10 protein-coding genes and 1 tRNA gene are annotated in these 15,294 nt (G+C 54.1%); 7 read left to right on the forward strand and 4 right to left on the reverse strand.

What is annotated here, in order from left to right:
• The first annotated feature begins 34 nt into the window (after window positions 1-34).
• Together VMT71_02430 and VMT71_02435 are read left to right on the forward strand one after the other, a co-directional pair.
• Window positions 35-1,129 (forward strand): inositol-3-phosphate synthase, encoded by a 1,095-nt coding sequence (locus VMT71_02430; protein ID HVN22800.1) that lies wholly within the window; start codon window positions 35-37, stop codon window positions 1,127-1,129.
• A 30-nt stretch (window positions 1,130-1,159) separates the two neighbouring features.
• Window positions 1,160-1,771 (forward strand): CDP-alcohol phosphatidyltransferase family protein, encoded by a 612-nt coding sequence (locus VMT71_02435; GenBank protein HVN22801.1) that lies wholly within the window; start codon window positions 1,160-1,162, stop codon window positions 1,769-1,771.
• A 152-nt stretch (window positions 1,772-1,923) separates the two neighbouring features.
• Here VMT71_02435 and ispG read toward each other — a convergent pair whose 3' ends face one another.
• The 3 genes from ispG to purM form a co-directional block, all read right to left on the reverse strand.
• Complete coding sequence (ispG, locus tag VMT71_02440) at window positions 1,924-2,979, reverse strand: flavodoxin-dependent (E)-4-hydroxy-3-methylbut-2-enyl-diphosphate synthase (protein HVN22802.1); 1,056 nt, start codon at window positions 2,977-2,979, stop codon at window positions 1,924-1,926.
• A 16-nt stretch (window positions 2,980-2,995) separates the two neighbouring features.
• A tRNA-Arg gene (locus VMT71_02445) sits at window positions 2,996-3,068 on the reverse strand.
• Between the two features lie 4 nt (window positions 3,069-3,072).
• Window positions 3,073-4,116, reverse strand: coding sequence for a phosphoribosylformylglycinamidine cyclo-ligase (purM, locus tag VMT71_02450; GenBank protein HVN22803.1), 1,044 nt, complete (start codon window positions 4,114-4,116; stop codon window positions 3,073-3,075).
• Window positions 4,117-4,211: 95 nt separating this feature from the next.
• On the opposite strand from purM, the gene VMT71_02455 reads away from it, so the two are divergent.
• The 3 genes from VMT71_02455 to VMT71_02465 all read left to right on the forward strand — a co-directional run bounded on the left by VMT71_02455 (window position 4,212) and on the right by VMT71_02465 (window position 7,640).
• Window positions 4,212-4,811 carry a hypothetical protein gene (locus VMT71_02455; GenBank protein ID HVN22804.1) on the forward strand — a complete coding sequence of 200 codons (600 nt, stop codon included), beginning with the start codon at window positions 4,212-4,214 and terminating at the stop codon, window positions 4,809-4,811.
• An 86-nt stretch (window positions 4,812-4,897) separates the two neighbouring features.
• Complete coding sequence (locus tag VMT71_02460; protein HVN22805.1) at window positions 4,898-5,533, forward strand: C40 family peptidase; 636 nt, start codon at window positions 4,898-4,900, stop codon at window positions 5,531-5,533.
• A gap of 166 nt (window positions 5,534-5,699) precedes the next feature.
• Complete coding sequence (locus VMT71_02465) at window positions 5,700-7,640, forward strand: FAD-dependent oxidoreductase (protein ID HVN22806.1); 1,941 nt, start codon at window positions 5,700-5,702, stop codon at window positions 7,638-7,640.
• 193 nt (window positions 7,641-7,833) lie between these two features.
• Here VMT71_02465 and VMT71_02470 read toward each other — a convergent pair whose 3' ends face one another.
• A complete protein-coding gene (locus tag VMT71_02470) occupies window positions 7,834-8,274 on the reverse strand; it encodes a hypothetical protein (protein HVN22807.1) in 441 nt (146 codons plus the stop codon).
• Window positions 8,275-8,416: 142 nt separating this feature from the next.
• Between VMT71_02470 and recC the strand changes: the two genes are divergently transcribed.
• A complete protein-coding gene (gene recC / locus VMT71_02475; protein ID HVN22808.1) occupies window positions 8,417-11,677 on the forward strand; it encodes an exodeoxyribonuclease V subunit gamma in 3,261 nt (1,086 codons plus the stop codon).
• Window positions 11,674-15,294 carry an exodeoxyribonuclease V subunit beta gene (gene recB / locus VMT71_02480; GenBank protein ID HVN22809.1) on the forward strand — a complete coding sequence of 1,207 codons (3,621 nt, stop codon included), beginning with the start codon at window positions 11,674-11,676 and terminating at the stop codon, window positions 15,292-15,294. The genes recC and recB overlap by 4 nt, the downstream gene beginning before the upstream one ends.

Consider the following 15,294-nt stretch of genomic DNA (forward strand, 5'->3'; position numbering starts at 1 on the left):
TTAAAAGAACAAAAACGGACCCTCAGGTGATTTGATGCGCGAGATTCGGGTAGCTGTTGCGGGGATTGGAAACTGTGCGAGCTCATTGATCCAGGGAATCGCGTATTATGCGAAGGGGAATGCCCGTGATGTTATAGGATTGATGCATTACGACGTGTGCGGCTACACCCCGGAGCACATCAACATCGTTGCTGCGTTTGATATAGACAAGAGGAAGGTAGGCAGACCGCTCAGTGAGGCGGTTTTTGCGCCGCCGAACTGTACCAAGGTGATCATGACGAGCGTGCAGGGAAAGGACGTGCTCGTCTCAATGGGCCATCCACTCGACGGCATTTCCCCCCACATGGCGCAATACCCGGCAGAAAGAACCTTTGTGCCCGCAGATAAGAAACCTGAAGACGTGACCGCCATCCTGAAAGAAAGGAACGTCGACATACTCCTTAACTACCTGCCTGTCGGTTCTGAGAAGGCCACACGCTTCTACGCAGAGTGTTGCCTTGCCAGCGGCGTAAGTATGATCAATTGCATCCCTGTCTTCATCGGCTCAGACAGAGCCTGGGTGAGAAAGTTCGAAGAAAAGGGGATTCCGATCATCGGCGACGATGTCAAATCGCAGATCGGCGCCACTATCATCCACAGAATGCTGGCCAAGCTCTTTACAGATCGTGGTGTGAAGATAGACAGGACATACCAACTCAACACGGGCGGCAACACCGATTTCCTTAATATGCTCAACCGTGAGCGGCTGATCTCAAAAAAAATATCGAAGACGGAAGCGATCCAGTCTGTCCTCGATGCTCCTATTGAGCCGGAGAATATTCATGTGGGCCCCAGCGACTACGTGCCCTGGCAGAATGACAACAAAGTCTGTTTCTTGAGGGTCGAGGGGAGGATTTTCGGAGATGTGCCCATGAACCTTGAATTGAGGCTCTCCGTTGAAGACTCACCCAACAGCGGAGGATGTATAATTGATGCAATTCGTTGCTGCAAGGTGGCAAGGGACAGGAGAGTGAGCGGGGTCCTCGAATCCATCTCGGCTTACACGATGAAACACCCGATGACACAATACCCCGACGATGTTGCACGAAAGATGGTCGAAGAGTTTATTCGTGGAGAGAGAGCCCGATAGAATCCGAGAAGAGAGGCGAACCGGGCAGCCGTGATAAGCTCCAGAGTGGGCCATTCTCTCGACCCTTTTCTCTTGCGGGTGTATCAACTCTTTTTTCGAGGTGACGCAGCCAGACCCAATCTTCTCAGTGTTATAGGACTCCTTTTCGGTTTTGTCTGCCTTCTATTTACAGTGAGCAACTGGCTTGTCCCTGCGGGCCTTGCGCTGTTGCTCTCCGGCTTGTTCGATCTTTTTGATGGAGCAATCGCTCGGCACTATGCCAAAGTCACTACCTATGGCGGGTTTTTCGATTCGGTCCTTGACCGGTACACGGACCTTTCTGTTGCGTTCGGAATTTTCGTTAATTTTTTGCTGCATGGCGACCACCTTTTTTGTATTCTGACGTTCGTGGCCGCAATCGGTATGGTGCTCATATCGTATATCAGGGCCCGCGCTGAGGCTGCCAGGCTTCAGTGTAAGAACGGAATTCTTGAGCGGCCGGAGCGGACCATACTCCTTATAATCGGTCTCTGTTTCAATGAAGTGTTCGTCAGACTCACAGGCTTGGGTCTCTTGAAAGCGGTGATTATTGTCCTGGCAATTCTCACTCACGTCACTGCGATTCAGCGGATAATGATCGTAAAAAAAGCAGCGCAGCTCTAGGGGCATGGGTCACGGGACAGAACAGAAATAGCCGTCACCGCCCGCCGCTGTCGAAGGCACGTACCATCTGCCACAATTCCGTACCTGAGAAAAGAGTTTGAACGTGCGTCACGGGCTTCGCTTTTCATGACCGGTGCCCCTTGTCCCTGCGGTCAGGAAAGATTGTGTATCTCTTCTATCAGAATGTTCTTGGCGAGTTCCCTGGGTATGCCCGTCTTTTTTATTTCTCCCTTGAGGAACAGGAGCGCCTTATCTCTGCCGAAAGCTATGCCTATGTCAGCCTCCTTGGCTTCACCCGGTCCGTTCACTTCACAGCCCATTATGGCGACGTCGAGGCACTGGTCCATGTGGGCGACGTCGCGCTCGAATTCCTCCACTACTTCCTGGAGATTTACTTTGCAACGTCCGCATGTCGGGCAGGAGATAATATTTATGCCTTTTTTCCTGAGGCGCATGCTGCGCAAGATGTGGTAACCGGCTATCACTTCGTATGAAGGGTGTCCTGTGAGGGAAACGCGCAACGTATCTCCGATTCCCTCGTTCAGGAGAATGCCGATGCCGATAGCCGACTTGATCGCTCCGGAGAATATAGGACCTGCCTCTGTCACTCCTATATGGAGCGGGTAATCTGATGCTTTCGAAAAACCCCTGTATGCTTCGATTGTCTGGAATATGTCGGACGCCTTGAGAGACACCTTGAGCTGGGTATGCCCTTCATCCTCGAAAAGTTTCACGCAGTAAAGAGCGCTTTCCACCATTGCCTGCGCATTCGGCTGATGATATTTACGGAGTATTTTTTTTTCGAGAGAGCCGATGTTGATTCCTATGCGGATAGGTGTGTGTGTTTGTCTGGCGAACCTTGCAATCTCTTTTACCTTTCGGGTGTTGTTGATAGTACCGGGATTGATACGCACACAATCGATGCCTGCCTCCATGGCCGCGAGCGCAATGGCGTGGTTGAAGTGGACATCCCCAATAATAGGTATGTCGATCTCCCTTTTTAGAAAGGGGATGTTCGCGCAGATTTCCTGTTGAGGTAGAGCCATGCGAATCAGGTCGCAGCCAACCTTCTTCAGCTCCCTCATCTGGTTCAAGGTATCCGGAAGATTCTGCGGATCAGTCTTGAGCATCGACTGAACGCTGATAGGGCTGTTACCACCGATAGCAACATTACCCACAGTGATCTGTCGAGTTTTTCTTCTGTCCATGGACGATTAAGATGAGTGCGCCCAGCAAGATTCGAACTTGCAACCTACGGATTCGTAGTCCGGCACTCTATCCATTGAGCTATGGGCGCACGTCTATACGTTGCCGGTGATCAGTACTTTTTTTACGCTCCTGGTCTTTACTATGGCCCCGAGCGGAAACGCATCTTCACCCAGTGAGCGCAGCTCCTTGATTGCGCGTGTTTCGTCAGCCTTTTTGACCACAATCACAAAACCTATACCCATGTTAAACGTCGCGTACATCTCCTCTTTGGTAACACCACCGAGCCTCTGGAGCACTCTGAAAATATCAGGTGTTTCTCGTGCGACCGTGAGCTGCGCGCAGAGACTGTCCGGGATAATCCTGTTCACATTACCGGGCAGGCCTCCGCCGGTAATATGGGCCATCCCTTTGATCTTGACCTTGTCCATGAGAGCCAATACCGGCTTTACATAGATCTTCGTCGGTTTCAGCAGCTCGTCGTAGACTCTGCCGTGCAACCCGCTGACCTTGTCCCGCACCCCGAGCCCGTGCTTCTCGATAAGGATCTTTCTGGCAAGAGAAAATCCGTTGCTGTGCAGTCCATTGGACGCAAGGCCGATTACGCTGTCTCCTGCAGTAATTGCGGATCCGTCAATGATCTTCTCCTTCTCCACAAAGGCCGCGACGAAGCCTGCGAGGTCGTATTCGCCCTCGGGATAGAAGGAGGGCATCTCCGCAGTCTCGCCGCCGACAAGCGCGCAGCCCGCCATTTCACATCCTGCGCAGATGCCGTTGATCGCCTCGGCGTAGATGCGTTCGTCCAGCTTGCCGCACGCAAAATAATCAAGAAAAAAATAAGGACGAGCGCCTATTGTCAGTACATCGTTCACGCTCATAGCAACCAGGTCTATTCCCACCGTATTATGCTTCTTCAGAGAGAAAGCGATGCGCAACTTGGTGCCAACTCCGTCCGTTGCCGTGACGAGCAAAGGATGCTTATACCCTGACGGGATCTCTGTTAACGCAGAAAAGGCCCCGATAGGCGAAAGAACAAAGGGGTTGAACGTCCCCTGTATTCGTTTTTTCATGCGCTTGATAAGCGCATCTGCCTTGCCGACGTCTACGCCTGCATCTTTGTAACTCGTTTTGCCTTTCATGCTCTTAAATTAAAATGAACCACCATTTTTGTCAACATCTCTATTGGGCAGGGGCTTGTGCGTAAAATCGGTCCTGACAGAATGGGGTGCTTAAGATGCTTAAGATCATGGCCGAAACAGCCGATAAAGAGAAAAGGACAATGGTGCACACAGGATCATACAAAGAAGCGTGGGTCGATGTAGGTGTTGATGAGGACGGGACGGAAGCGTTTCTGGATGAAAACGGCATCGTGCGTGACCTCGAGAACGCTCTCTTCAAAGTCTGGATCAAGCATGTGCCTCCGCCCGGGAGCCGCACGTACGCAGAAATGGAGCAGGCGCTAAAGGCGTCGCATAAGTCAGGCAGGTCGCCCCACCACGTGAAGCTACTCGCAGAGATCGATCTGCCAAAGGAACTCTCACGCACGCTGAATCTAGTGGTGTGCGACAGGGAGGGGGCCATTCTCGACACGATCAGTTTCCGTTTCCCTGAGTGGTCGAAGATAGAAGACAATATAATTGACGGGGTTAGCAGCAGCATTGCCGCGAGGTTTCCAGATGCACCGAGGGCTGAACCAAGAACCGAGTCTCTAAGATTCAGGGCGCCGGGAGTGTACGTCAAGCCTGAGCGGATTGAAGTCAGTAGACGATATCAGATTGACAAGCAGCAACGGACTTCCGGCACCTCACTAAAGCTACAAGAGGTTGACGTCTAGTGGCCAAGAGAACCCAATCCGGCTCTGCGTGCCAGGCAGGATAATTGCATATCCACACTAACGGGAATGTTCCAAGGGGGCATCCAGTGTACCCGATATATTGCAGCCTGATCCTTTTCCTGGTCTGCCTTTTCGGCCCCATGACCCTTTGTGCCAGTATTTACGGGTACGTGGACGAAACCGGTTCTTACCATTTCACGAATATCAAGCCTGCCAGCAGGCACTACCACGTTGTCATAGAAACGAAAGACGCCGTCTTGGTCCAATCGCAGGCCATCGGCCGACCCTGGCTGAACGACGAAGAACGCTCAGGCTTGATTAATCAGTCCAAAGCTCTGTTAGGCGTTCCCTACAAGCTGGGCGGCAACAGCTTGAGCGGCATCGACTGCTCAGCTTTTGTGAAGAGGATGTTCTCTTCGGTCGACGTTGTTCTCCCAAGGACGGCGAGAGAACAATATGAAGTAGGCAGAAGAATCTCGCGAGGTGAGTTGACAACAGGCGATCTGGTTTTTTTCAGAACCAGGAGGAACGACCTGAATCCGACGCACGTCGGAATTTACATGGGTAACGACCAGTTCATTCATGCGTCAGCCCTGCATCAGGGGGGGGTCAGAATCGATTCTCTTTCATCAGACTTCTATAACGCCAGATTCATCGGCGCTTCCCGTATACGAGCCCTTCCGGACGCGGGAAGTTTGCGTGTCATGACAGTTTCCAGATGACGGGGCTGCGCGAGCATTCGTTGGGAGAGGGGCAGTTCCTTTGCGTTGACACAGCCACGTAAGTCAGCTTGACTTGCAATTCTCCGTATGATACCTACTTCGTGAAGCTTCAGGCGCTGGCCGCCCTTCGAGCAGAGCTGCAAATCCCATTAAGAGGGCCGAACGCATGCAGTATCCCCACATTTTCACTCCCGGTCGCATCGGCACGCTCGTCACGACAAATCGGATCAAATATGCGGCGACGGAGACAAACTTTCCGTTCGGTGACGGCTTCGTCAGCGACAGGGAAGTGGCATACATGGAAGCGCAGGCGCAGGGCGGGGCAGGCATAGTGACCACGCAGGGTGCCTACATGGACGAGAGGGGTGAGGGAAAAGGTTTCAAAGGTATGATGGCCGCCTACGACGACCGGTTCATACCAGGGCTTTCTCGAATTGCAGAGGTGATAAAGAAAAACGGGGCCCTCTCCTGTTTTCAGCTTTTGCACTGCGGGCGGGAGGGCGGCGTAGACCTCGACTATTGCCTGATGCCATCGGTCGTGCCGCAGAAACTCTCCTATTTCAAACCGCCCCGCGAGATAAGCGTCTCTCAGATAAGGCAGTCGGTAATTGATCACGTGAGGGCTGCGCGGCGAGCCGTTGACGCAGGTTTTGATATGATAGAGATCTCCGGTATCGTGGGCTATCTCCTTTCCACCTTCATCTCTCGCTATACAAACAAGAGGCAGGATGGGTACGGTGGTAATATCAGGAGCAGGTGCCGGCTGATGGTCGAGGTGCTGGGAGCGGTCAAGGCAGAAGTGGGAAAGAATGTGCCCGTTGGGATACGCCTCTGCGGCCTGGAACTCCTCGATGACCGTGGAGGGAATACGCTGGAAGAGAGCCTGGAAAGCTTCCGCATAGCAGAGGAAGCGGGAGCGGACTACCTGAGTGTGACCATAGGATGGCACGAATCGTCTGTCCCTGTCATAACACGAGATGTGCCGATGGGTCATTGGCTGTGGGTAGCGGGTAAAGTGAAAGAGGCGGCAAAGGTTCCTGTCATGATGGCCTTTCGCCAGTTCACTCCCGACGTTCCGGAAGAGGCTATTGCGTCCGGTACAATCGACTTTTGGGAAGCCTGCAGGCCCATGATTGCAGATCCTGGATTACCGAGAAAAATTGCCGAGAAGAAGGAGTCGGAGATCATTCCCTGCATTGCGTGCAATCTCTGTTTTTCTCGTCTCTATTTTCATCAACCCCTCATGTGTTCAGTACGCCCGACACTCGGTCACGAAGGAGAAACCTCGTGGGGATACCGGGGGTTTGCGCCGGCAGGCCGCAAGAAAAAAGTGATCGTCGTGGGCGGAGGACCGGCAGGCCTGCAATGCGCTGCAGTTGCGGCTCAGCGAGGCCACAAGGTGACACTCTGGGAAAAGAGTGCACATGTCGGTGGCGCGCTACTTCTTGCGTCCCAGGTGGATGAAGGTGCCGAAGAACTTCTGCGTCCCGTGCAGTATCTGGAGGACGCGTGTCTGAAAGCAGGCGTGGAGCTGAGGACCGGATACGCGGCGACTTCCGAAGCCCTCGCAGGGGAAGAGGCTGATGCCATTGTTATTACCTCTGGTGCGACTGAAAGCATCCCGCCAGGCGCCGGCGCACTTCCTGTTTTCTCTCCGGGGAACATCATTGCCGGAGGCATTACGCCCTCCGGCAATATACTCATTCTCGGTGGGGACGGAGTCGCACTCGGTGTGGCTGTTTTTCTCCTCAGGAAGGGTGGTGCCTTCAATCTCTTTATTGTCGAAGAGGGAGCGAAGTTGGGAAGGGATGTCAATCCCTTCTATCTCTGGGGATACATGAGAAGACTGAAAGAAGGCAAGGCCACATTGCTCAGAGGGTGCCGCCTTCTCGCCATAGACGGGACTAGGGCCCGAGTATCAGGGGCTAAGGGGGAGACTATTCTGGACGTGAATGCCATAGTTGCCGCGCAGAGAAAGCCGGCCGATTGGTGGTCTGGCGCGCTTCAGGGTTCGAAGAAAGAGATCTATGTTGCCGGCGACGCGAAAAGACCGAGGCGACTCAACAACGCTATCCATGATGGTTTTAGAGTGGGGATTACAATCTGATGCTACCTGTTATCGATAAAACAGCATGCACCGGTTGCGGCGCCTGCATCGAAGTTTGTCCGCCCAGAGCCCTTGTCCTGAGGGACGAGTGCGCCTGCGTGGAGGACGAGTTCTGTGAGGAGTGTGGCTTCTGCGCCGCAGAGTGTCCTGTGAGTGCTATTGCGATTCCATTCCCGTCGCTTGCGGGGTCTGTCTAGGACCGTTTCTGCGAAAGCCAGGTCTGAATTACCTCGCACTCGTCAGGAGATGTGCTGCAGATTCCCGACTCATCCTCCAGTTCGTCGCAGCTCTCACAAATGGCCCAATGACCGCAGGGTGCGCCCGCATCAAGCTCGCGCTCGCATTCGAGGCACCAGATATAACCGCACGCTCCACAGACACCCACCGTCAGGTCCTCTTCACCATCGGGGCCATCCGGCATGCCTGTATCTGCGCTTGAGCAGCGCGGACAGTCACCAACAAAAACAGCCCTGACAAAGTCGTCTTCAGAGTCGGTTTCCTCAGCAAGGCGCATCAATTCATCCCGTGCTTCTTCAGGCATGGACTCCCAGAGCTTCTTAATCTCCTGCGTCTCCTGGTCAGCATGCACTTTGCCCGTCTCTTTTCTCCCGCTTCCCTTTCCGTTCCTTTTCATGATTGAGTTTGCTCCTTGAGCGCTAGCTAGGATCTTTCTTAACTATATAGCACACCTGATCACAAAAACAATATATCGCCCCATTACAATGGAGGTTGATGCCTGTTTGGCCGTTGCGCATTAGTCTGCTATTATATGTTTGATGTCAGGGCTCAACGTTTACACCAGCAATCGAATGGAAAGGCTCGTAGAACAGCTGGCAGGGGTTGTTGCGGTACCTCTTTCCTCGCCCCTGGTAAGTGAGGTGATTGTTGTCCAGAGCAGGGGCATGGAGCGCTGGCTGTCGATACAGCTCGCAGCGAGGCTTGGTGTCTGGGCCAATTGCCGATTCCCTTTTCCAAATCGCTTCATGTGGGAAGTATTAAGGGCGGTGGCTGGTAATGTGACTGACCTGGAGATTCTGAATCCGCAGGTAAACGCATGGCGTATTATGAACATACTGCCCGGTTGCCTTGATCGGGAAGGATTTGAGAGCTTGCGCTTCTACCTTGCTGATGGCCAGCACAACCTCAAGAACCTCCAGCTGGCAGAGCGCATTGCAGATGTCTTTGATGCATACGCGATCTACCGCCCGGAACAGGCGCTCGGATGGGACAGGGGTATCGAGAACCACTGGCAGGCACAACTTTGGCGCCTCCTCTTTCGAGGAGAGGGGAGCGCGCATCGCGCGGGCATCTGGCGGAGCGCGCTGGAAATACTCTGCTCCTGGCAGCAAACACCCCCTGCACGCAGCGCGGACGATTCCCGCGGAAGAGGCGGCCTGCCGGAGCGCCTCTCTATTTTCGGCATACCGACTCTGCCTCGTTATCACCTGGAGATTATCAAAGCCCTTGCGAACCTCATCCCGGTTCATCTCTTTCTCTTTAATCCTTCGAAGGAATATTGGGCAGACATTGTACCTGAGAGAAAGATTGTCAGCATAGAGAGGGCGGAAGCAGGGAAGTCTTCCTCCGGTGCGGATTTACACTTTGACGTAGGCAATCCTTTGCTTGCATCGTTTGGAAGACTGGGACGGGATTTCTTTCGCGCTGTTTTCGACCTACAGCCGGAACCCTCGTCTGATTTTATCGATCCGGGAGAAGATTCACTGCTCTCGGCCATCCAGTCTGACATACTGACCTTGCGAAACAGGGGGCAGGACAGCCCTCAGACAGCGGTCAAATCTGCAGACTCTTCCTTGCAGATCCACGCCTGCCACAGCCCGTGGCGTGAGATCGAGATACTGTATGACAGGCTGCTCTACCTTTTCGAGACGCGCAAGGGCCTTACCCCCAAGGACATCCTCGTTATGACGCCTGCCATAGAAATGTATGCGCCGTACATCTCTGCGGTTTTTGATGCTTGTCAGGAGAAGTCGAAGCGAATCCCTTATTCCATTGCGGACAGGAGTCTCCCCTCGGAGAGCCTGGTCATAGATATCTTCCTGAAGATCACTGGTCTCTCGAGGAGCAGGCTTCAGGCCTCAGAGGTCATGGACATACTCAATGCGGATATTGTGAGGGACAGGTTTGGCCTCGCGGCCGAAGAGATCGATGTGATTCACCGATGGATTTTCGACACACGGATACGGTGGGGTATCGACGGAGAGCACAGGGCTGCTTTTGGTGTACCGCCCTTTGAAGCGAACAGCTGGAGAGCCGGCATGCAGCGACTCATCCTTGGTTATGCGTTGCGGGGGGATGATGAGAGCCTCTTTCTGAGCACGCTTCCTTACGGTGTTGAGGGGAGCGATGCAATGATACTCGGTAAATTTCTTCAATTTCTGGAGCAGCTGTTCGGCACGGTCCGAACGCTCGACAAACCGCGCGCGCTCGCTGAGTGGGGAGATACGCTCGATTCGTTGAGATCTGCCTTCATCACAGAGACTGCGGAAAATGCGGGGGATACACAGCTCCTGAGGAATGAGCTCAAAAAACTGCTCCATCTTCAGGAGCTCTCCGGATTCGAACAGCCGGTGGAGATCGACGTGGTGCGCTACTATCTCTCGACACGGTTTCAGACTGAGAAGCGATCTGCGGGATTCCTCACTGGCGGCGTTACTTTTTGCGAGATGCTGCCCATGAGAAGCATCCCCTTTCGAGTAGTGGCTCTGATCGGCTTGAACAATGACGCTTATCCGCGGGAGGAAAGCCCGGTTGTCTTTGACCTGATCGCGCAGGACCCACAGCCAGGCGACCGTTCGCTGCGCGATGAGGACCGGTATCTCTTTCTGGAAGCTTTGCTTTCCGCTCGCGATGTTTTTTATATCAGCTACGTGGGCCAGAGCATCAAGGACAACAGTACGATCCCACCGTCGGTGCTCGTAAGCGAGCTCATTGATTATTGTGAGCAGGGTTTTTCTTCAGACAAATCTTCCGTGACAGATTTTCTCATTACACAGCACCGACTACAACCATTCAATTTTTCGTATTTTGATAGTAACGAACTGCTGCTCAGTTACTCGCAGGAGGATCTGGAAACGGCAATAGCGCGGACACAACCACACCAGGGAGCTCCTCCCTTTATAGCAGCACCATTGAAAGAGCCGCCGCCGGAATGGAAGCACGTCTCGATACAGGACTTGAAAACGTTCTATGAGAATCCTGCGCGCTACTTTCTCAGGTACAGATTCGGGATGTACCTGGAAGAGTCCGATCGTCTTCTCGAGGGGGAGGAGCCCTTTACGATTGACAGGCTCGATCAGTACGCTCTTGGGGGCCTGTTGCTCAAACGTGCCCTGTCCGGTCAAGAGCTGGATCACTACCTTGATGTGGTGCGTGCGCAAGGCATTCTTCCTCCGGGAGTGCCCGGGGACCTGGCGTTCGCAGATTTGAAGAGGAGGGTAGAGACATATGCGGAAGTGATCAAGCCGCATATTGCCACGCTGCCTCTGGCGCCTCTCGCGGTGGATTTTGAGATCGGTGGGTTCAGAGTATCAGGCCGTCTCGATAATATCTGGTCGTCGGGGAGTCTTTTTTACCGTTTTGCAAAAGACAGGGGCAAATATCAGTTCGGGGCGTGGATCGATCACCTGATCCTTAACATGATGGGAAATCCCGAATACCCGCGTACGAGTCGCTGTATTGCCACGGACAAGGCGTGGCGCTTTGAGCCTGTCGAAAACGCGGCAACGATAATCGAATCGCTCCTCCGCTGCTACTGGCAGGGCCTCAGCGAGCCCCTCAGATTTTTTCCGGAATCTTCGTTCGCATTTGCAGAACGAATAAAGAGGGATCACGATATTGCTGATGCCACGAGCGCTGCACGGGCCAAGTGGGAAGGGTCTCCGCCATCGGTTCGTGGTGAGGGCGAGGATCCCTATCTCAATCTCTGCTTCAGTGGGACTGCGCTTTTTGACGGTCCTTTCGGGGAAGTATCACGGATGCTTCTTGATCCTTTACTGGAACGCAGGCAGAAGGCATGATGAGTGTAAAGCCTCCCGAATCTCCTCAACTAACGTTCGAGCCGCTCGATGTCCCTCTGCAGGGGTGGAACCTCATCGAAGCAAGCGCCGGCACGGGTAAGACCTATGCCCTGGCAGGGCTCTATCTGAGGCTGCTCATCGAAAAAGGTCTTTCCACCGGAGAGATCCTGGTGGTTACGTTCACCAAGGCAGCAACGGATGAGCTCAAAAGCAGGATACGGGCGAGGATCAAGGATGCGCTTCGAGCTTTTGCACACGGATCAGATGGCGATCCTTTTCTCGCGGGTCTTCTGTCGCGCACAGCCAATCATGAGCGGTCCAGACGCCTGTTGATGGACGCTCTGCGAAGCTTCGACGAGAGTGCTATTTTTACCATTCACGGATTTTGCCTGCGGGCCCTGCATGCTCACGCATTCGAAAGCGGCTGCTTATTTGATACTGAGCTGGTGGAAGACGAAACCGATATGATCAAGGAAGTCATCCACGACTTCTGGAGAATTCAATTTTATCAGGGCTCGGCCCAGCTCTTCAGTTGCATCCGGAAATATGTTGACCCGAAAGAACTTCTGGACCTGGCGCGCCTCTGCGTCAGAGACCCTTTTGTACGCGTGTTGAGGGGAGCATGCACTGCGGGAAACGCTGCGCTACAGGGATTGGAGCGGGACTGCTCCGAGCTCTTCGCCGATGCCGCTATTTCCTGGGGGACGTCACGCCAGGATATATATCATATCCTCGCGAATGATCCGGGCCTCAGCCGGTCCATCTATACACAGAAAGCCGTGGATAGGGTCGTTCGGGAGCTTGACAGTTATTTCTCATCCGGCTACTTTCTGCCCGTTCCCGATACCCTTAACTACTTCTGCTTTGATCCACCTGTCAGGGCCGGCGCAGTAAAGAAACAGGCCTCTCCTCCGGCGCATCCCTTTTTCAAGCAGTGCGAGCTGCTGCGCAGCCGGCTGGAAGAGGCGACCGTGGGTTGCGAGCGGGAAGTAGCGGAGCTTCGCAAGGAACTGATCGGCTTCGTAAGGCGCGAATCGTCAAAGAGAAAACTGGCGAAGAATGTACGCGCTTTCAGCGATCTCCTGCTCGATTTGCACGGCGCCCTTGAGGGAGAGGGAGGAGGGGAGCTTGCTGCAGAGATCAGAAAGCAATATAAGGCTGCGCTCATCGACGAATTTCAGGACACCGATCCTCTGCAGTACGCTATATTCAAGCGCATCTACGGGCACGAAGGGTCAGCTGTCTTTCTCATAGGCGACCCCAAGCAGGCCATTTTTGGGTTCCGGGGAGCTGATCTCTTCTCGTACATACGAGCCTCGGGTGATGTGGCGGAGCGCTTCACCCTCGACAGGAACTGGCGGTCTTCAGAACCGCTCATCAGGGCTGTCAACTCTTTATTTGGCAGATGTGAAGCCCCGTTTCTTCTTGAGCCGGTGCGGTACGTGCCGGTTAAGGAGGGCGAGGTAGCATCAGCGGAGCTCACCATAAAGGGTAGCGTGGATGCTTCACCGCTCAAAGTGTGGTTCCTTAACCGGCAGGATGGAAAGCCGCTTACAAGAGGTGCTGCGCGACAGATGCTCTACAGGGCTGTCTGTGCTGAAATTGGAAGAATTCTCGAAGCAGGCCGAAGGAACGAAATGCATCTAGGCGGACGTGCTGTTGGTGCCGGAGACATGGCGGTGATCGTGCGTACTAACCGGGAAGCACAGGGGATGCAGGCCGCGTTAAGGCGCGTGAATATACCTGCTGTCATCTATACCGGCGAGTCTGTATTCACGAGCGAGGAAGCCCGTGAATTGGAGCGCATAGCGCAGGCGGTCTCCGATCCCTCCGATGACGGCAGGCTCAGGACCGCTCTGGCAACGAAAATGCTGGGCGTCACAGGAGACGAACTCGCTGCCCTCATGGAGAATGAACCTCTCTGGGATCAGTGGCTCACACGGTTCGAAGAGTACCGGCTGCTCTGGTCGCATGCGGGCTTCATCAGCATGGCCCGGACGCTCCTTGCGCGCGAACACGTGAAGCGGCTCCTGGGGTCGTTCCCTGACGGAGAACGGCGTGTGACCAATCTGCTCCATGTACTCGAACTTCTCCATAGGGCCTCAACAGAGGAGAAACTGGGCATGGAGGGGCTTCTCGGATGGCTGGCTGAGAGGCGCCAGTCGGTCGGCGATGTTCCGCCCGACGAGCATCAGATGAGACTGGAGACAGATGAACTGGCAGTGAAAATCGTAACCGTGCACAAGAGTAAGGGTCTTGAATATCCCATAGTCTTTTGCCCCTTCCTGTGGGGTGATTCCAAGTCTGAACAACCGGTGTTCGCCTATCATCCCAGGGAGGAGGAATATTGCTCGGTTGTTGATGTGTCTGTTAACCCGGAGGAAGCGGCAATGGAGTGTGCCCGAACAGAGCAGCTGGCAGAGAACATCAGGCTGACCTATGTGGCGCTCACGCGCGCGAAGAACAGATGTTACATGGCATGGGGCTGCATTAAGGATTCCGAGACGTCGGCGCTCGCGTACCTGCTTCACGGTGAAGCCTCAGGGGGCTGCAATCTGTCGGAGCTTGGAAATCACGTCAAGGAGAGCCCGGATCAAGATCTCCTCGCCGAGATCGAGACTATTGCACAAGGGTCTCAGGGCGCTATTGAAATAGCACCCCCTCCGGAGGAAGAGGTGTCCCCCGGGCTCACATCACAGCAGCAACCTGAATTTCTCACCGCCAGAAGTTTTACAACAGGCATCGAGCTGGATTGGCGGGTTTCCAGCTTTTCGGCGATTACCTCAGGAAAAGAGGAGGCGGCAGATGTGCCCGACCGAGATGAGGGGCGTACCGGGGAAGCTTTGCCGTGGGAGGAAGCTGAGCGTGTGCCTGAAGCCGAAGAGACTTCCATCTTTTCCTTCCCCGCAGGAGCGACAGCAGGAAACTGCCTGCACGCTATTTTCGAGCGGCTCGACTTTGCCTGTTTTGAATCGGATAACGCACGGGCACTGGTGTCTGCGATGTTAAACCGTTATGGTTTTGCTCCGGACTGGACAGATACTGTTTGCCTAATGGTTAAGGACGTCCTGACCGCTCCACTGGAGAAGGAGAGCTCTCTCACCCTTTCGACCCTCGCGCCTTCCCATCGTATTCATGAGCTGGAGTTCCACCTGCCCCTGTCATTGATCACGCCTGATGCGCTGGGAACTCTTTTCACCTCCCGGGCGGGCCGCAGTACGGGCTCTACCGGCTCTCTCATCAGGAGGCTCGGATTCAAGCCGGTGAAGGGTATACTCAAAGGCTACATAGACCTCGTCTTCCAGCACGATCGCAAATATTACCTTGTCGATTGGAAATCAAATTATTTGGGCCCGAAAGCGGTGGACTACGGGGCAGAAAGACTAGAACAGGTGATGGCGCAGGAGCTTTATACGCTCCAATACCATATCTACACGCTTGCCCTGCATCGCTTCCTGGAATTGCGGATACCAGATTACTCGTATACTACTCACTTCGGCGGCGTTTACTACCTCTTCCTCAGGGGCATCAGACCGGGCTGCAGCGAGGGCATCTTTTTTCACCGGCCTTCGCCTGATTTTATTGATTCTCTCGGTGAATATGTGTCGGGAGCGTAA

The sequence above is a fragment of the Syntrophorhabdales bacterium genome (assembly GCA_035541455.1).
Classification (GTDB): domain Bacteria; phylum Desulfobacterota; class Syntrophorhabdia; order Syntrophorhabdales; family WCHB1-27; genus JADGQN01.